At 67.3% G+C, this 17,069-nt stretch carries 15 protein-coding genes and 1 tRNA gene; 14 read left to right on the forward strand and 2 right to left on the reverse strand.

The genetic code is table 11. From position 1 onward, the window contains the following. Positions 1-134: 134 nt before the first annotated feature. The 8 genes from QGN17_RS04665 to QGN17_RS04705 all read left to right on the forward strand — a co-directional run bounded on the left by QGN17_RS04665 (position 135) and on the right by QGN17_RS04705 (position 7,936). Positions 135-1,181, forward strand: coding sequence for a lytic murein transglycosylase (locus tag QGN17_RS04665; RefSeq protein ID WP_390902632.1), 1,047 nt, complete (start codon positions 135-137; stop codon positions 1,179-1,181). A gap of 82 nt (positions 1,182-1,263) precedes the next feature. Further along, positions 1,264-2,046 carry a septal ring lytic transglycosylase RlpA family protein gene (locus tag QGN17_RS20875; protein WP_313790151.1) on the forward strand — a complete coding sequence of 261 codons (783 nt, stop codon included), beginning with the start codon at positions 1,264-1,266 and terminating at the stop codon, positions 2,044-2,046. A gap of 2 nt (positions 2,047-2,048) precedes the next feature. Then, the gene (locus QGN17_RS04680; protein WP_281043340.1) at positions 2,049-3,245 is read left to right on the forward strand and encodes a D-alanyl-D-alanine carboxypeptidase family protein; all 1,197 of its coding nucleotides are present in this window, start codon (positions 2,049-2,051) and stop codon (positions 3,243-3,245) included. A gap of 2 nt (positions 3,246-3,247) precedes the next feature. After that, positions 3,248-3,871: a dTMP kinase gene (tmk, locus tag QGN17_RS04685; RefSeq protein ID WP_281043341.1), complete on the forward strand. Its 624-nt coding sequence runs from the start codon at positions 3,248-3,250 to the stop codon at positions 3,869-3,871. Then, positions 3,868-4,854, forward strand: coding sequence for a DNA polymerase III subunit delta' (locus tag QGN17_RS04690; protein WP_281043342.1), 987 nt, complete (start codon positions 3,868-3,870; stop codon positions 4,852-4,854). The genes tmk and QGN17_RS04690 overlap by 4 nt, the downstream gene beginning before the upstream one ends. Next, complete coding sequence (metG, locus tag QGN17_RS04695) at positions 4,851-6,362, forward strand: methionine--tRNA ligase (RefSeq protein ID WP_281043343.1); 1,512 nt, start codon at positions 4,851-4,853, stop codon at positions 6,360-6,362. The genes QGN17_RS04690 and metG overlap by 4 nt, the downstream gene beginning before the upstream one ends. A gap of 33 nt (positions 6,363-6,395) precedes the next feature. Continuing rightward, positions 6,396-7,172 carry a TatD family hydrolase gene (locus QGN17_RS04700; protein WP_281043344.1) on the forward strand — a complete coding sequence of 259 codons (777 nt, stop codon included), beginning with the start codon at positions 6,396-6,398 and terminating at the stop codon, positions 7,170-7,172. Then, positions 7,169-7,936 carry an MBL fold metallo-hydrolase gene (locus QGN17_RS04705; RefSeq protein WP_281043345.1) on the forward strand — a complete coding sequence of 256 codons (768 nt, stop codon included), beginning with the start codon at positions 7,169-7,171 and terminating at the stop codon, positions 7,934-7,936. The genes QGN17_RS04700 and QGN17_RS04705 overlap by 4 nt, the downstream gene beginning before the upstream one ends. Before the next feature lie 579 nt (positions 7,937-8,515). Here QGN17_RS04705 and QGN17_RS04710 read toward each other — a convergent pair. Beyond that, positions 8,516-8,589: transfer RNA gene (locus QGN17_RS04710), tRNA-Cys, on the reverse strand. Between the two features lie 141 nt (positions 8,590-8,730). Here QGN17_RS04710 and QGN17_RS04715 point away from each other — a divergent pair. The 6 genes from QGN17_RS04715 (at position 8,731) to QGN17_RS04740 (ending at position 16,172) form a co-directional block, all read left to right on the forward strand. Then, on the forward strand, positions 8,731-9,360 hold the full coding sequence (locus QGN17_RS04715; RefSeq protein ID WP_281043346.1) for a protein-L-isoaspartate O-methyltransferase family protein: 630 nt from the start codon (positions 8,731-8,733) through the stop codon (positions 9,358-9,360). A 20-nt stretch (positions 9,361-9,380) separates the two neighbouring features. Next, a complete protein-coding gene (locus tag QGN17_RS04720) occupies positions 9,381-10,847 on the forward strand; it encodes a TolC family outer membrane protein (protein WP_281043347.1) in 1,467 nt (488 codons plus the stop codon). A 7-nt stretch (positions 10,848-10,854) separates the two neighbouring features. Beyond that, positions 10,855-11,448, forward strand: a complete 594-nt coding sequence (locus QGN17_RS04725; RefSeq protein WP_281043348.1) for a DUF2497 domain-containing protein — start codon at positions 10,855-10,857, stop codon at positions 11,446-11,448. 103 nt (positions 11,449-11,551) lie between these two features. After that, complete coding sequence (locus QGN17_RS04730) at positions 11,552-14,197, forward strand: valine--tRNA ligase (RefSeq protein WP_281043349.1); 2,646 nt, start codon at positions 11,552-11,554, stop codon at positions 14,195-14,197. Further along, positions 14,194-14,601, forward strand: coding sequence for a GNAT family acetyltransferase (locus QGN17_RS04735; RefSeq protein WP_281043350.1), 408 nt, complete (start codon positions 14,194-14,196; stop codon positions 14,599-14,601). The genes QGN17_RS04730 and QGN17_RS04735 overlap by 4 nt, the downstream gene beginning before the upstream one ends. Before the next feature lie 137 nt (positions 14,602-14,738). Beyond that, a complete protein-coding gene (locus tag QGN17_RS04740; protein ID WP_281043351.1) occupies positions 14,739-16,172 on the forward strand; it encodes an MATE family efflux transporter in 1,434 nt (477 codons plus the stop codon). Here the strand turns inward: QGN17_RS04740 and QGN17_RS04745 are convergent. Beyond that, entirely contained in the window at positions 16,141-17,061 is a 921-nt protein-coding gene (locus tag QGN17_RS04745) for a diacylglycerol/lipid kinase family protein (protein ID WP_281043352.1), read from the reverse strand. The genes QGN17_RS04740 and QGN17_RS04745 overlap by 32 nt on opposite strands. Between the last annotated feature and the right edge of the window lie 8 nt (positions 17,062-17,069).

Consider the following 17,069-nt stretch of genomic DNA (forward strand, 5'->3'; position numbering starts at 1 on the left):
GCCCGCCCTATCCCGGTCGCGGCCCAATGTGCAAGCGGCGCGACGAGGTGGGTTTGCGTGGCCGCGTCGCTATGCCATGAGCATGGGCCAAGGAGGCGGCGAAGTTGCGGAAATCTGCGAGAATCCTGGGTTTGATGGTGGCGGTCGCGGCCGGTGCGCTGGCGCCGATGCGCGGCCCGGACGGGATTGCGGCGCAGGCGCAGACGCCCGGCGGGGATCAGCAGGCCGCATTCCAGGCCTATCTGCAGGACTTTCGCAGCCGCGCGCTGGCGCAGGGTGTGACGGCCCGTACGCTCGACACCGTGCTGCCTACGCTCACTTACAGCCAGCGTGTCGTCGATCTCGATCAGTCGCAGCCCGGTGGGTCGCCGACATCGCCGGCCTCGGCCATTCCCTCCTTCGCCCCCTATCGCGCCAAGCATGTCAGTGACGCGTTGATCGCCAAGGGGCGCGCCGCTTACGCGGCCCAACGTTACCGTCTCCAGAAGATCGAGGCGGAGACCGGCGTGCCCGAATCGATCATGGTGGCCATCTGGGGACAGGAAACCAGCTACGGCGGCTATACCGGCAATTTCGATCTCGCCAATTCGCTGGCGACGCTCGCTTTCGAGGGCCGCCGCCGCGCGTTGTTCGAGGGGGAACTGACGGCGACGCTCAAGCTGATCGATCGCGGCATCCCGCGCAGCCAGCTCAAGGGCAGCTGGGCGGGCGCGACCGGCTATCCGCAATTCCTGCCTTCCATGTACCTGCGTCTCGGCCGCGATGGCGATGGCGATGGCAAGGCCGACATCTGGACAAATCCGGCCGACGCGCTCGCCTCGATCGGCAATTATTTCGTCAACGCCGGCTGGCGTCGCGGTGAGCCATGGGCGGTGCCTGCCTCGGTGCCGCCCTCGCTCGATCGCGACAGCATCGCGACCCGCATGAACAGCCCGCGCTGCCCGCGCGTCCACGCTCGCCACAGCCGCTGGCTGACGATGCGCGAGTGGCGGGCGAGGGGCGTCGTCCAGCTTTCCGGGCCGGCCGTCGCGGACGATGAGCTGGCCACCCTGCTGGAGCCGGACGGCCCCGGCAACACCGCTTACCTGACCTTCGGCAACTACCGGGCGATCCTCGATTACAACTGCTCCAACTTCTATGCGCTCTCCGTCGGCCTGCTCTCGGACGCGGTTTCCAACTGAGCGCTGGCTCGCGCTGGGTGTCGGGCTGCTGCTTGCCGGGTGCGGCGGGGGCGGGATCCATCATCTCGTCAACGACACGCCGGTGAAGCTCGGCCGCCCTTACACCGTGCGCGGCCAGACCTATGTACCGACCGACGATCCGAATTACGACCAGATTGGCGAGGCGAGCTGGTACGGCAATCAGGAGCAGGGCAACCACACGGCGAGCGGCGAGACCTTCTATCGCCAGCGCCCCAGCGCCGCGCACAAGACGCTGCCGTTGCCGAGCTATGTCGAGGTGACGCGGCTCGATACCGGGCAGCGTATCCTCGTGCGGGTCAATGATCGTGGACCGTTCGCGCGCGATCGCATCCTCGATCTCAGCAAGGAAGCTGCCGACGAACTGGGTATCGTCCGCGCCGGCCGCGCCATGGTGCGGGTGCGGCGGGTGACGCCCAAGAGCCGCGACCGCGACAAGCTGAGGCGGGGTTATCCGGTGGTGCTGTCCTCGGTCGCGCCCACCGCGACGCCGCCGCGCACCGGGCGGGTTGCGCCCTATATAGCGCCGACCGTTCAGCAGCCGGTGGCGGTCGCCCCCAGCCCGGAGCCTCTCTACACACCGCCCCAAGCCTATACGGCACCGCCTCAGCGCCGCATCGTCGTCGCCACGCCCGCCGATCCCGACGCCGCCGACGCACTGGCGGCCTCGCTCACGTCCGAGGGCGCGCAGGTTCAGCCGACCGCGAACGGCTACCGCGTCGTCACCGGCCCTTATTCCGATGACGCCAGCCTCTCGGCAGCGCTGGCGCGGTTGCGCGCGCGGGGCTATCAGGGGGCAGCCGTCATCGACGCCACACAACCACAAGAGCCGAACGGAACACCCTGATCATGAAGCCTGCCCAGTATGCTGTCGCCTTTCTCGTCGGAACCTCGCTGACGGCGCAGGCCTTCGCCGCGGCCCCTCCGTTCGACACCACGGCGCGCGTAGCCTTCATGCAGGACATGAATTCGGGCGCGATCCTCTACCAGAAGCAGCCCGATTTCCGGATGCCGCCGGCGTCGCTTGCGAAGATGATGACGGTCTACGTCGCGTTCAGCCTGATCAAGAGCGGCGACCTGAAGCTCGACCAGAAATTCACCATGTCGCCCGAGACGTGGCAGAAGTGGCATGGCCAGGGCTCGACCATGTTCATTGCTGCGGGCGAGCAGGTGTCCGTGGCGGATCTGCTGTCCGGCATCATCACGCTGTCGGGCAACGATGCCTGCGTCGTGCTGGCGGAAGGCATCGCCGGCACCGAGCCGGCCTTCGTCAACCTGATGAACCAGCAGCGTGAAAAGCTGGGGATGAACAACTCTCATTTCGGCACCGCCAATGGCTGGCCGGACAATGGCGTCACCTATGTGACCGCACGCGATCTCGCGACGCTGGCCGAAGCGACGATCCGCAACTTCCCCGATCTCTACAAGCAGTTCTACGCGAAGCCGAGCTTCCAGTGGGGCAAGACCATGGGCGGCGCCGACATCAGCCAGGAGAATCGCGATCCGATCCTCGGCAAGGTTCCTGGCGCCGACGGCCTGAAGACCGGTCATACCGAAGAGGCCGGCTACGGCTTCACCGGATCGGCCGAGCAGAATGGCCGCCGCCTCGTCATGGTGCTGGCCGGCATGGGCAGCTGGAACGAGCGCGTGAACCAGTCGATCAGCTTCATGAACTGGGGCTTCTCGGCGTGGCGCCTGAAGCCGCTCTTCGCCAAAGGCAAGCGGGTGGAGACGGCCGAGGTGCAGGGCGGTTCGTCCTCCACGGTCGGCCTCGTCGCGCCGAACGATCTGGCGGTGACGGTGCCGCTCGGCATGGGCGGCATCCTCGGCGCCAAGGCCGGCGGCGACGCGCCGCCGATGAAGGTGGTCTATGACGGCCCGATCAAGGCGCCGATCAAGGCCGGTCAGCACATCGCCGATCTCGTCGTCTCGCCGCCGGGGCAGGATCCGCAGACGCTGCCGCTGGTCGCCGAGAGCGACGTCGGCGAGGCGGGCTTCTTCGGCCGCATCTGGGCGTCGATCAAGGCGCTGTTCAGCTGGCTCTAAGCGTGGCGCGGGGGCGTTTCATCGCGCTGGAGGGCGGTGAGGGCGTCGGGAAATCGACTCAGGTCAGGGCCTTGGCCGCCGCTTTGCGCGGCCGGGGTCATGACGTCATCGAGACGCGCGAACCCGGCGGCAGCGAGGGGGCGGAGGCGATCCGTCGCCTGTTGCTGGAGGGTTCGGCCGATCGCTGGACGCCGGGCGCCGAGGCCTTGCTGTTCGCGGCGGCGCGGGCGGATCACGTCGCCAAGACGATCCGCCCGGCGCTGGAGGCGGGGCGCTGGGTGGTGACCGATCGCTTTCTCGACAGCTCGCTCGCCTATCAGGGTGGGACCGGCGGCATCTCGATCGGGCAGCTTCGCCAGCTCCATCAGGTGGGATCCGATGGCCTGCTGCCCGATCGGACACTGCTGCTGACGCTGCCTGCGGAGGAGGCCGCGCGGAGGGCCGAGGCGCGCGATCGCGGTGCATCGGATCGGATCGGCGGGCGCGATGCGGGCTATCACGCGAAGGTCGCCGAGGGCTTCGCATCGCTGGCGGCCGGCGAGCCGGAGCGTTTCCGCCTGGTCGACGCGCTGGGTGACGCCGCGACCGTGACCGGGCGCCTGCTCGCGGCGCTGGAGGATCTGTGAGCCTGTACGGCCAGACCGCGCAGATCGCCGCGTTCAAGGAAGCGCGCGCGTCCGGTCGGATGCACCACGCCTGGCTGCTGACCGGCCCGCAGGGGGTCGGCAAGGGGAGCTTCGCGCGCGCCGCCGCGCTGCGTCTGCTGGCGGACGAGGCGGGGCCGCCGGTGCGCGATCCGGGGCTGGAGACGCCGCCCGATCATCGCATCGCCAAGCTATGGGAGGCCGGCAGCCATCCCGACGTGATGACGCTGGAACGGCTCTATCGCGACAAGACCAAGGATTATGCGCGCTCGATCACGGTCGATCAGGTGCGCGGCCTGTCTCGGCTGTTCGCCACCTCGCCCAGTTTCTCGCCATGGCGGGTGGTGATCGTCGATGCCGCCGACGACATGGAGCGCAACGGCGCCAACGCACTGCTCAAGCTGCTGGAAGAACCGCCGGCCAACTCGCTGTTTTTCCTGGTCAGTCATGCGCCGGCTCGCCTGCTGCCGACGATCCGATCGCGCTGCCGGGTGCTGCGCTTCGATCCGCTCGGCCCCGCCGACATGGCTGCCGCGCTACGCGAGGCGATGCCCGAGGCCCAGGACCGAGAGATCGCCGAGCTGGTCGCCACGGGGGACGGCTCCCCCGGCAAGGCCGCGCGTTTCGCCGGACTCGACGTGGCGGGACTCGATACCGCCATGGACGCGATTATTCGATCGGGCGATCCTGATAATGGCGGGCGAGTCGCGCTGGCTCGCGAACTGGCGCTGAAGGCCGCGCAGCCGCGCTATGAAATCCTGCTCGAGCGCCTGCCGACCCGCATCGCCGATGAGGCGAAGAAGCGTGACGGACAGGCGCTTGCCGATGCGGTGGCCGTGTGGGAGAAGGCGCGCGCCCTGGCCGGGAGCGCGGTGCGCCTCTCGCTCGATCCCCAGGCGACGGTGTTCGAGCTTGCCGGGATGCTCGCGTCGCTAAACAGAAATGTGGGCCAACCATCTCGATGACCGAGAAATTCTACATCACGACGGCGATCAGCTATCCCAACGGCAAGCCCCATGTCGGCCATGCTTACGAAGCGATCGCGACGGACGCCATCGCGCGCTGGAAGCGGGCGCAGGGGCGCGACGTGCGCTTCCTCACCGGCACCGACGAGCATGGCCTGAAGATGGCGCAGAAGGCCCGCGACCTCGGCATCACGCCGCGCCAGCTCGCCGATGATATGTCGAGCCAGTTCAAGGTGATGGATGACGCCCTGAACATCTCCTACGACCGCTTCATCCGCACCACCGATGCGGATCACTATGCCGCCAGCGCCGCCATCTGGGAGGCTATGAAGGCCAAGGGCGACATCTATCTCGGCCGATACGAAGGCTGGTATTCCGTCCGCGACGAAGCCTTCTACGACGAGAAGGAAATCACCGAGACGGACGGCGTGAAGCTGTCGCCGCAGGGCACGCCGGTCGAGTGGACGGTCGAGGAAAGCTGGTTCTTCAAGCTATCCGCGTATGAGAGCAAGCTGCTCGAACTCTATGAGACGCAGCCCGATTTCATTCGGCCCGATACGCGCCGCAACGAGATCGTCAGCTTCGTGAAGGGCGGCCTGTCGGACCTCTCGATCTCGCGCACCAGCTTCGATTGGGGCGTGCCGGTACCGGACGCGCCGGGCCACGTGATGTACGTCTGGGTCGACGCGCTGACCAACTATCTCACCGGCGCGGGCTATCCGGGCGACGCCTCGTATTATTGGCCGGCCGACCTGCACGTCATCGGCAAGGACATCGTGCGCTTTCACACGGTCTACTGGCCGGCCTTCCTGATGTCCGCCGACCTGCCGCTGCCGCGCCAAGTGTTCGGCCACGGCTTCCTGCTGAATCGCGGCGAGAAGATGTCCAAATCGACGGGCAACATCGTCGATCCGCTGGAGATGGCGGAGGCCTATGGCGTCGATGGCCTGCGCTACTTCCTGCTGCGCGAGGTCAGCTTCGGGCAGGATGGCAGCTATTCGGATGAAGCCATTGTAACGCGGGTGAATGCCGATCTCGCCAACGGTCTCGGCAACCTCGCCCAACGCTCGCTGTCGATGATCGCCAAGCAATGTGGTGGCGTGCTGCCGGGCGCGGGAGACGAGCCGGCGCCGGTGCTGCCGTCGGCGCTCCTGCCGCGTATATCGGAAGCGATGGACGAGCTGGCGCTGCACCGCGCGCTGGAAATCATCTGGGAGGGCGTTGGTGAGGCGAACCGCTATTTCGCCGACATGGCGCCATGGGCGCTGCGCAAGACCGATCCGGCGAAGGCCGATGCCGTGCTCTACTGGACGGCCGAGGCGGTGCGGCAGCTGGCGATCCTCGTCCGCTGGGTGATCCCGGCGAGCGCGGACAGGCTGCTCGATCAACTCGGTGTCGCAGCGGACGCGCGCGGTCTCGTGGCGCTCGATACGCCTCTGACGGCCGGTGCCACTCTTCCTGCCCCGCAGGGTGTCTTCCCCCGGCTGGAGATGCCCGCCGAGGCCTAGCCATCGCACGAGCATGGCCCTATCTGCCGGGCCATGCTCGTCGACAGCCATTGCCATCTGAACTACGCCAAGCTGGTCGAGCGGCAGGGAGAAGTCCTCGCCGCCGCCCGTGCCGCCGGCGTCACCACCATGCTCAACATCTCGACGCGCGAGCGCGAGTGGGGCGATATCGTCGCCACCGCCGAGCGGGAGCCGGATGTCTGGGCCTCGATCGGCATCCACCCGCATGAGGCGGACGAGCATCCGGACGTCGATACCGCGAAGCTGGTCGAGGCGGCGCGGCATCCCCGTGTGGTGGGGATCGGCGAGACCGGTCTCGATTATTATTACGATCATAGCGATCGCACCCAGCAGCAGACGAGCTTCCGCGCCCACATCGCCGCCTCGCGCGAGACGGGGCTGCCGACGATCATCCACACGCGCGATGCGGAGGAGGATACCTATGCGATCCTTGTCGACGAGATGGGGAAGGGGGCATTCCCCGCGCTGATCCATTGTTTCACGGCGAGCCAGGATTTCGCCGACAAGGTGCTGGCGCTGGGCCTCAGCATCTCGATCTCGGGCATCGTCACCTTCAAGAGCGCGAAGGAACTTCAGGAGGCGGCGAAGACCATTCCGGCCGATCGTCTGCTGATCGAGACCGATTCGCCCTTTCTCGCGCCCGTGCCGCACCGGGGAAAGCCCTGCGAGCCAGCCTTCGTCGCTGACACCGCGCGCTTCCTGGCCGATCTGCGTGGCGAGCCGGTCGAGCAGTTGATGGAAACGACCGCCGTCAACTTCTTCAATCTGTTCACGAAGGCGCGCGCATGAGGATCCGGCTGCTGGGTTCTGGCACCTCGTCCGGTGTGCCGCGTATCGGCAACGATTGGGGCCAGTGCGACCCCAGGGAGCCGAAGAATCGCCGCCGCCGCGCCTCTCTGATCGTCGAGACCGACGAGGTGCGTATCCTCGTAGACACCTCGCCCGATCTGCGCGAGCAGCTGCTCGACGCGCAGGCCAGCCGCTTCGATGCGGTGATCTGGACGCACGATCATGCCGACCACACCCACGGCATCGACGACCTTCGCCAGATCGTGATCCTCAATCGCGCGGCGGTGGAGGGCTATGCGCGGCCCCATACGCTGAAGTCGATGCAGGAGCGCTTCTACTATGCCTTCGAGGGCAAGGACGGCTATCCGCCGACGGTCCGCGCCAACGAGCTGCCCGACGATTTCCGCATCGGTGATCTGCGCATCCGGGTGGTCGACCAGCCGCACGGCGCGATCGAATCGGCAGGGCTGCGCTTCGACTGGAACGGCTATTCGGCGGCCTATGCCACCGATTTCAACGCGCTGACCGATGATATGGCGACGCTCTACAAGGGCGTTGACCTGTGGATCCTCGACGCGCTGCGCCGCAAGCCGCATCCGACGCATCCCAGCCTGGACAAGGCGCTCGGCTGGATCCAGCGGCTCAAGCCCGATCTCGCAGTGCTGATGCACATGGACAACAGCATGGATTATCGTACGCTCGAGGCGGAACTGCCCGACGGGGTAGTGCCGGGTTATGACGGCATGGAACTCGATTTCTCCTGACGGAAAATGGCCGGCGCCGGATGACAGCGCCGGCCGGGGGGTCAGGGGCTGCAGGGATGGCCCGGATGATCCCATCCGCCGCCGGGAGGGCCGCCCGGATGACCGTGCCAGCCCCAGCCGGGGTGGCCGCCATCGTGATGGCCCGGATCATGGCCCCAAGCCCATCCGCCACCGCCATGATAGCTGGAGGACTGGAGAAAGCCGCCCGCCGGCCCGAAGTGGGACGCTGGTGATAGAGGTGCCGTCGATGGACGGATCGATGCCAGGGCAGCGGACGGTAATATCGCTGCAGTCAAGGCGCAGACAAACAACGTGGCAGGCCGCATGAAAGCCTCCTACGATTGAGCTACACGACAGTGTGTTGGCGCGACGCGTCCCCAATGACGCGCCGCAGCAACAGACATAACATTGCCGGTTTGTAACGGTGAATCGGGTCGTCGCGACTAAACATCGCTCTGTCTAGTCGGGTTAACAGGTGCAATTCGTGCAGTTGTTAACGCGTGATTTCATTGCGCGCACATGTGCGGCGCAGCGATTTTGTTCGCTGCATGCGTTAACGAAGCTGAGAGGAGCAGTATCTGGAGGCCCGAGCCGGAATCGAACCGGCGTAAACGGATTTGCAGTCCGGTGCGTAACCACTCCGCCATCGGGCCGCCAGAGGCGCGCCCAATGCGACGGGGCGCCGCGCATGTCAATGCGCATCCTCGTTGCGGCGCGTCACGGTTCGCCGTAGAGATCGCCTTGCGATATTAGTGTATTGCCAAACTAACACAGTTGTGCGAGGGCAAGGAATTATGAGCGAAGCGGATTTCTCGTCGCTGCGGGGCGCCATGGTGTCGAACCAGTTGCGCACCAACAAGGTCACCGATCCGGCGGTGCTCGCCGCGATGGGGTCGGTGGCGCGCGAACGGTTCGTCGGTGGGAGCCAGGGCGGCGTCGCCTATCGTGACACGATCGTGCCGCTGGGCGAGGGGCGCGGCCTCAATCCGCCGATCGCGACCGGTCGACTGCTCAGCCGTGCGCAGCCGCGCGCCGGCGAGAAGGTGCTCGTCGTGGGTTCGGGCACCGGCTACGCGGTGGCTTTGCTTGCCGAGATGGGCTGTGTCGTCACCGCGCTGGAACAGTCGCCGGCGCTGATCGCGCAGGCGCAGGTGGCCACGGTCGAAGGCCCGCTGGCGGCGGGCTGGCCGGCGGGGGCGCCCTATGACCTCATCTTTCTGGATGGCGCGGTCGAGCATGTTCCCGATGCGATCGTCGATCAGCTTGCCGAAGGCGGTCGCCTGGTCGGCGCGATCGACGAGCGCGGGGTGACCCGGCTGGTGATCGGTCGTCGCGTGGCGGGTGGTTTCGGCCTCGATTTCTTCGCCGATGTGGAGACGGCCACGCTGCCGGGCTTCGCGCCGGCACCGGCGTTTACGTTCTAGGATATCAACGAGGGGGGAGCATGCGGCGTGTGGGTGTAAAGGCGGGTGCGGCGTTGACGGCGCTCGCCATGGGGCTGGCACTGCCGCAGGCGGTGGGCGCGACGACGCTCACCGATGCACTGGTCGCGGCTTACAAGGGCAACCCCACGCTCACGGGCACGCGCGCGCAGCTGCGCTCGACCGACGAACAGGCCGCGATCGCCCGTGCGGGTGGACGGCCGACGCTGGGCGCCAGCGTCGGCCTCACCCAGGGCGTCGACAATTATCGCAAATTCTCGAGCTTCAACCAGCAGCTTACGGCCGGCGCACAGCTCAGCGTGCCGCTCTATCAGGGCGGCCGGGTGCGCAACGCGGTGAAGGCGGCGGACGCGCGCGTCGATTCGGGGCGCCAGTCGCTGCGCTCGACCGAAGGGCAGGTGCTGGTCGATACCGTCACCGCCTATATGGACGTGCTGCGCGATCGCGCGATCGTGGGGCTCAACGAGAATAACGTGAAGGTCCTCCAGACCAATCTGGAGGCGACCAGCGATCAGTTCCAGGCCGGCACGCTGACCCGCACCGACGTCGCGCAGAGCCAGGCGCGGCTGGAGGACGGGCGCGCGCAGCTCGCTTCCGCGCGCGCCACGCTGACGAACAGTGAGGAGAATTACCGCCGCGTCGTCGGCGTTTCGGCCGACACGCTGGAACAGCCGCCGGCGCTCCCGGTGTTGCCGACCGGCCCCGATCAGGCGGAGGACACCGCCATCGACAACAATCCGGACATCGCCGCCGCCGCCGCCGCGGTGAAGGCCGCGCATTTCGATGTGCAGACCGCGCGCGCCAGCCGGATGCCGACGATCACCGCGCAGGCGAACAACAATTACGCCCGCTACACGCAGGGCGCGTCCAACATCTACACGAGCGGCGCGGCGCAGTTGCAGGGCGATTCGACCTCGGTCGGCGTGTCGTTGAACGTGCCGCTCTATCAGGGCGGCCTGCCCTCGGCGCAGATCCGGCAGGCGCAGGATCTCGAACAGGTGGCGATGGAGCAGCAGACCGCGACCGAGCGCCTTGTGGTCGCCAACGCGCGCGCCGCTTTCTCCAGCTACGTGGCGACGCAGGAGGTGATCAAGTCGAGCGAGGAGGCCCTGAAGGCCAACACGCTGGCGCTGGAGGGCGTCCAGGCCGAGCAGAGCGCCGGTCTGCGGCAGGTGCTCGACGTGCTGAACGCCGAGCAGGAAAAGCTCAGCAGCCAGGTGACGCTGGTGAGCGCCCAGCATGATTCCTACGTCGCGGGCTTCACCCTGCTCAACGCCATGGGGCTGGTGAACTACCAGCATCTCGGCCTGGAGGGCGGGGCGCTCTACGATCCCACCGTCAATTATCGCCGCGCCAAGCACGCGCTCAGCGACTGGGAGGAAAATCCCCGGCCGCAGCCCATCGCCAAGCCGGTCTACGGTCCGCAGATGGTGTCCGAAAATCCCCCCGTGACAGGGCAAGCGAACTAGGCATAACATGGCCGCCATGGCCCAGCCCAACCAGGAACCGTCGATGGAGGACATCCTTGCCTCCATCAAGCGCATCATCGCCGAGGACAGCGAGGCGGTAGGCGTGCGCCCGGCCAAGCTGCGCCGGGAGGCGATGGCCGCCGTCGCGTCCAGCCCGATCGTGACGTCCGTTCACGAGGCGGAGCCTGTCGAGCAAGACAGCGTTGAGGAGCCGGAAGCCGAGGTCGTGGAACCGACCGCGGAGGCCGAACCCGAAGCCGTCGCCGAGACGGCCGAAACCCCCGATGTTCTGGAGCTGACCAGCCCGATGTCCGAAGCCACCGCCACCACCGAAGCGCCCCAGCCGTCGACCACGGGCGCCTTCGCCTCTGCCGCGTCGCTGGACGGGCTGCTCTCCTCCACGTCGGCCGAAGCCAGCCGCAGTGCGTTCGCCGCGCTGACGCAGCTTCAGGTGCGCAGCGAGGAGGGCAAGTCCAACACGCTCGAAGGCCTGGTGTCGGATCTGCTCCGGCCGATGCTGAAGGAATGGCTCGACCGCGAGCTGCCCGGCATCGTCGAGCGGCTGGTCGCCGTGGAAGTAAAGCGGCTCGCCGGTAGCTGATCCCTCCGTTGCCCGGCGGAGGCCGGGCTTCCTCTCGGAATTCGGTCTCTCGCACCGGGCTGCTTGGCTTTTGCCGTCTCCCCCTGCTAGGCGCGTCCCCGCCATGACCGAACTGCCCAAAACCTTCGACCCCGCCGCGATCGAATCCCGCTGGTACAGCCATTGGGAGGAGGGCGGCCTGTTCCGCCCCGCGCGGCCCGACGCTGAGCCGTTCACCATTGTCATCCCGCCGCCTAACGTGACGGGATCGCTGCACATCGGCCACGCGCTCGACAACACGCTGCAGGACATCCTCGTCCGCCACGCGCGTCTGCAGGGTAAGGACGCGCTCTGGGTGGTCGGCACCGATCATGCCGGCATCGCGACCCAGATGGTCGTCGAGCGCCAGATGAACGCGAAAGGCGAGAAGCGCACCGATTATTCGCGCGAGCAGTTCGTCGACAAGGTGTGGGAATGGAAGGCCGAGAGCGGCGGCACCATCACCCGCCAGCTCCGTCGGCTGGGCGCGTCGTGCGACTGGGCGAACGAGCGCTTCACCATGGACGAGGGCTTCTCGAGGGCCGTCATCCACGTCTTCGTGAAGTTGTACGAACAGGGCCTGCTCTATCGCGACAAGCGCCTGGTCAACTGGGATCCGGGCCTCAAGACCGCCATCTCCGATCTCGAGGTCGAGACGAAGGACGTCGCCGGCAAGTTCTGGCACCTGCGCTATCCGCTCGAGGACGGCTCGGGCTTCATCGCGGTCGCCACCACGCGGCCCGAGACGATGCTCGCCGACATGGCCGTCGCCGTCCATCCGACCGACGAGCGCTACACCGCTTTGATCGGGAAGAAGGTGCGGCTGCCGATCACCGGTCGCCTGATCCCGATCGTGGCCGACGAGCATGCCGATCCGGAACTGGGATCGGGCGCGGTGAAGATCACGCCGGGCCACGACTTCAACGATTTCGAGGTCGGCCGCCGCGTCGGCATCGCGCCAGCCGACATGCTCAACATGCTCGATGCCGAGGCGAAGATCGTCCAGTGCGGCGGCGTGCCGGAGGATTGGATCGGCCTCGATCGCTTCGAGGTGCGGCGGCTGGTGGTCGATCGGCTCAAGGCGGACGGCGTGCTCGTGCCGCATGTCGACAAGGAGGGCGTCGAGCATGACGCCGAGCCGCGCACCATCGCGACGCCGTTTGGCGACCGTTCGGGCGAGATCATCGAGCCTTGGCTGACCGATCAATGGTATGTCGACGCCAAGACGCTCGCCGCCGGCCCGATCGAGGCGGTGCGCGACGGGCGTATCAAGGTCGTGCCCGAGACGTGGAGCAAGACCTGGTTCAACTGGTTGGAGAATATCCAGCCCTGGTGCGTCTCGCGCCAGCTCTGGTGGGGCCACCGCATCCCGGCCTGGTATGACGAGGACGGCAACGTCTATGTCGCCGCGTCCGAGGCGGAGGCCAAGGACAAGGCCGGCCCGCGCCGTTCGCTGACCCGCGACGAGGACGTGCTCGATACCTGGTTCTCCTCCGCGCTGTGGCCGTTCGGCACGCTCGGCTGGCCCGACGTCGATCCGCGCGAACTGAAGCGCTACCCGAACGACATCCTCATCTCCGGCTTCGACATCCTGTTCTTCTGGGATGCGCGCATGGCGATGCAGGGCATGCATTTCCTGCAGGACGTGCCGTTCAGGACGCTCTACCTGCACGGCCTCGTCCGCGACGCGACCGGCGCCAAGATGTCCAAGTCGAAGGGCAATACGGTTGATCCGCTGGGCCTGATCGATCGTTACGGCGCCGATGCGCTGCGCTTCACGCTGGCCGCGATGGAGAGCCAGGGCCGCGACATCAAGCTCAACGAGAACCGCGTCGAGGGCTATCGCAACTTCGCCACCAAGCTGTGGAACGCGGCGCGCTTCCTGCAGGCGAACGGTGTCGGGCCGTCCGCCTCGCTGGAGGCTCCGTCGGCGGAGGCCCCGGTCAATCGCTGGATCATCGCCGAGACCATCCGCACCGTGCAGGCGCTGGACCTCGCACTCGCCGACCTGCGCTTCGACGAGGCGGCCAACACCATCTACCAGTTCGTCTGGTCGCGCTTCTGCGACTGGTACATCGAGCTGACCAAGGGGCAGGTGGACGAGGAGACGAAGCTCGTCGCCGGCTGGGCGTTCGACCAGATCCTCGTGATGCTCCACCCGTTCATGCCGTTCATCACCGAGGAACTGTGGCATTCCGGCGGCCGCACCAGCGACCTCATCACGGCGCGCTGGCCCGAAGCGGACGCAAAGTCGCTCGATCCGGAGGCTGCGAAGGAGATCGACTGGCTGATCCGTCTGGTGAGCGAGATCCGCGCGGCGCGGGCCGAACTCAACGTGCCGCCGGGTGCGCGCCTGCCGCTGCATGTCCGCGAGGCGGGTGACGTCACGACGTCGCGAATCGCGCGCCAGCAGCCGGTGATCGCCCGCCTCGCCCGCGTCGACAGCGTGGAAGGCGACGCGCCGGCCGGTGCCGCCGCGCAGATCGTCGTGGACGAGGCGACCTTCGTCCTGCCGCTCGAAGGCGTGATCGACATCGAGGCCGAGCGCACCCGTCTCGCCAAGGGCAAGGCGGCAGCGGAGAAGGAGCGCGACGGGCTTGCCGGGCGCCTCAACAACCCGAGCTTCGTCGAGCGCGCCAAGCCGGAAGCGGTCGAAAAGGCGCGTGCCGACCATGCCGAAAAGGCGGCGGAAGCCGAGCGGCTCGGCGCGGCACTGGCGCGGCTGGGGTGATCGCCCGGCTTCGCGAGGACGAAATCCCCGCCGCCATCGCGCTCTGGCACGCGGCGGGGTTGGTCTCGCTGCCGAACGATCCGGATGCCGATGCCCGCGCCGCGCTCGATTGCGCGACCGGCACGATCCTCGCCGCGCATGACGAGGCCGGCGCGCTCACCGGCACCGTCATGGCGGGCTATGACGGCCATCGCGGCTGGCTCTACTACCTCGCTTCCGATCCCGCCCGTCGCGGCGAAGGGATCGGCGTCGCGCTGGTGGCGGCGGCCGAACAATGGCTGGCGGAACAGGGCGCGCGCGTCATCCGCCTGATGGTCCGCGCCAGCAACGAGCAGGTCGCCACTTTCTATGACGCGCAGGGCTATGAACGCGGGGACTTCCTCGTCTTTGGCAAGCGCCTCTGACGCCCGGCTTTTAATGTAGGATTTGCTGTGTCATGGCGGGCGTGGGCGATGCCGTCGTGGCTGGTCCGCTAGGGCGCATGACGTCGTTTTCGGCTCATACGTGTCAACTTTGTCAATTTCACAGGCGCGGCGATCGGATGGCTGACCAGAACGCACCAAGGCCGGCTTCCCCGCGCGCTCAGGGCGGACGGGATCTCACCACCGGGCCGATCGCGCGCACGCTCGTGCTGTTCGCGCTGCCGACGCTCGGTACCAATATCCTTCAGTCGCTGAACGGATCGGTCAATTCGATCTGGGTCGGGCGTTTCCTGGGCGAGAGCGCGCTGGCGGCGACCTCCAACGCCAATCTGGTGATGTTCCTGATGCTGGCGGCCGTGTTCGGCTTCGGCATCGCCGCGACCATCCTCGTCGGCCAGAATATGGGCCGGCGCGACATTGAGGCAGCCCGGCGCGTGATGGGTACGGCGGTGGGCAGCTTCGCGATCCTGTCCCTGCTGGTTTCGGTGATCGGCTATCTGGCCTCCCCGGCGATCCTCCATCTGCTCGCCACCCCACCGGACGCGGCGCGGCTGGCCGAGGCCTATCTGCGCGTGATCTTCATCGCGATGCCGGCTGCTTTCCTGATGACGGTCATCACCATGGGGATGCGCGGCACCGGCGATTCGGTGACGCCGTTCATCATCATGATCCTCAACGTGGTGCTCGACAGCGGGCTGAACCCCGTCTTCATCCGGGGCCTGTTCGGCGCGCCCCAGATGGGCATTGCCGGCTCCGCGACCGCGACGGCGATCGCCTCCTACGTCAGCCTCGTGGTGCTGATCGCGATGATCTACGGGCGCGATCTCACGGTGCGCCTGCGGGGGAGTGAACTGCGCTGGCTGCTGCCCGATCCGGCGCTGCTGAAGGTGATCGTCGCCAAGGGCATCCCGATGGGCCTGCAGATGTTCGTCATCTCCTTCGCGGGGCTGACGCTGATGGGGCTGGTCAACCATGCGGGCACGGACGTGGTCGCGGCCTATGGCGTGACGCTGCAGCTGTGGACCTACATTCAGATGCCGGCGCTGGCGGTCGGCGCGGCCGTCTCGGCGATGGCGGCGCAGAATGTCGGCGCGGGGCTCTGGCCGCGCGTCGATGCGGTGACGCGCTCGGCAATCGTGATCAACCTCGTGATTACCGCCGCGCTGATCCTGCTGGTGACGTTGGTCGACCGGGCGATGCTGGCGCTGTTCCTCGGGCAATCCAGCCCGGCGCTGCCGATCGCGCGGCACATCCATCTGGTCGCGAGCTGGTCGTTCCTGATGTTCGGCGTAACGATGGTGATCTTCGGTACCGTGCGATCGACCGGCGCGGTGGTCGCGCCGCTGGTGATCCTGGCGATCGCGATGTTCCCGGTGCGCCTGGGCGCGGTGTTCGCGCTCAGGCCGTTCATCGGGATCGAGGCCCTGTGGTGGACGATGCCGATCAGCTCGCTCGCCTCGATGCTGATGGCGCTCGGCTATTACCGGGCGGGCACCTGGCGGAAGGTCCACATGCGGACGGTCAGCCCGCGGGAGACGGCGCCGCAACCCTGATCGCGCGTCGCGCGATCCGGGCGGTCACCGGCGTCTTCGCCAGTACCTCGCCATCGATCGAGATCGGCATCGGCTTCTCGGTCGACAGCCGGATCGCCTGGCCTTCATATTCGCGCGTGGTCTTCCTGCGCTCGCGATGGCGGAGGACGGAGAGCAGCCAACTCCGGATCAGGTGGCCGCGCGTCTCGCCCATCACCACCTGCACGACGATCCGCCCCGAATCGACCGCCGCCTCGTCGACCAGTTCGACCCCGCCATGATAGGGGCCGTTGGCGATCCGCACCTCGACGGCATCCATCGTCTCGACCGCCGATCCGGTATCCACGGTCAGCCGGAACGCCTTGAACTTCCAGAGCTGTCGCGCCGCCCATAGCAGATAGCCCGGTCGCCCCAGCCAGGCCTTCAACCCGTGCGGCACCGTCTGCGCAATCTGCGGCGCGATGCCCAAAGTCGCGCAATTGGCGAAATAATCGTCGTCGATCATGCCGAGATCGATGCGCCTGGCGGAACCCTTTGCGATCACCTCCACGGCGCCCGGCAGATCGAGCGGGATGCCGAGCGTGCGTGCGAAACTGTTGGCCGTGCCGAGCGGCAGCACCGCGAAGATCGTGTCGCTGCCTACAACATGATCGACCGAGCAGGAGATCGACCCGTCGCCACCGCCGACGATCACCATCGGCGCGCCGGATGCGATAGCCTCCTTCACGCGATCGGGCATGGTGGAGGGCTTGCGGATCGCCTCCGCCATGCTGAGTTCGACACCGGCCGCCTGCAGCAGCCGACACGCCTCCTTGAACAGCTTCCGCCCCTTGCGCGACTTGGCGTTGACCAGCAACGCGGCGGTGCGCGGCAGGGCATAGGTCGGCCCGGCGTCGCGAACCTGATCCATCGGGATCT

Source organism: Sphingomonas oryzagri (genome assembly GCF_029906645.1).
Lineage (GTDB): Bacteria > Pseudomonadota > Alphaproteobacteria > Sphingomonadales > Sphingomonadaceae > Solisphingomonas > Solisphingomonas oryzagri.

Coding starts and splice junctions, on each gene's coding strand:
- QGN17_RS04680 (WP_281043340.1), top strand. CDS start 2,049: ATGAAGCCTGCCCAGTATGCTGTCGCCTTTCTCGTCGGAACCTCGCTG.
- QGN17_RS04740 (WP_281043351.1), top strand. CDS start 14,739: ATGGCTGACCAGAACGCACCAAGGCCGGCTTCCCCGCGCGCTCAGGGC.
- QGN17_RS04665 (WP_390902632.1), top strand. CDS start 135: ATGGTGGCGGTCGCGGCCGGTGCGCTGGCGCCGATGCGCGGCCCGGAC.
- QGN17_RS04730 (WP_281043349.1), top strand. CDS start 11,552: ATGACCGAACTGCCCAAAACCTTCGACCCCGCCGCGATCGAATCCCGC.
- QGN17_RS04700 (WP_281043344.1), top strand. CDS start 6,396: ATGCTCGTCGACAGCCATTGCCATCTGAACTACGCCAAGCTGGTCGAG.
- QGN17_RS04705 (WP_281043345.1), top strand. CDS start 7,169: ATGAGGATCCGGCTGCTGGGTTCTGGCACCTCGTCCGGTGTGCCGCGT.
- QGN17_RS04720 (WP_281043347.1), top strand. CDS start 9,381: ATGCGGCGTGTGGGTGTAAAGGCGGGTGCGGCGTTGACGGCGCTCGCC.
- metG (WP_281043343.1), top strand. CDS start 4,851: ATGACCGAGAAATTCTACATCACGACGGCGATCAGCTATCCCAACGGC.
- QGN17_RS04725 (WP_281043348.1), top strand. CDS start 10,855: ATGGCCGCCATGGCCCAGCCCAACCAGGAACCGTCGATGGAGGACATC.
- QGN17_RS04745 (WP_281043352.1), bottom strand. CDS start 17,061: ATGGATCAGGTTCGCGACGCCGGGCCGACCTATGCCCTGCCGCGCACC.
- QGN17_RS04715 (WP_281043346.1), top strand. CDS start 8,731: ATGAGCGAAGCGGATTTCTCGTCGCTGCGGGGCGCCATGGTGTCGAAC.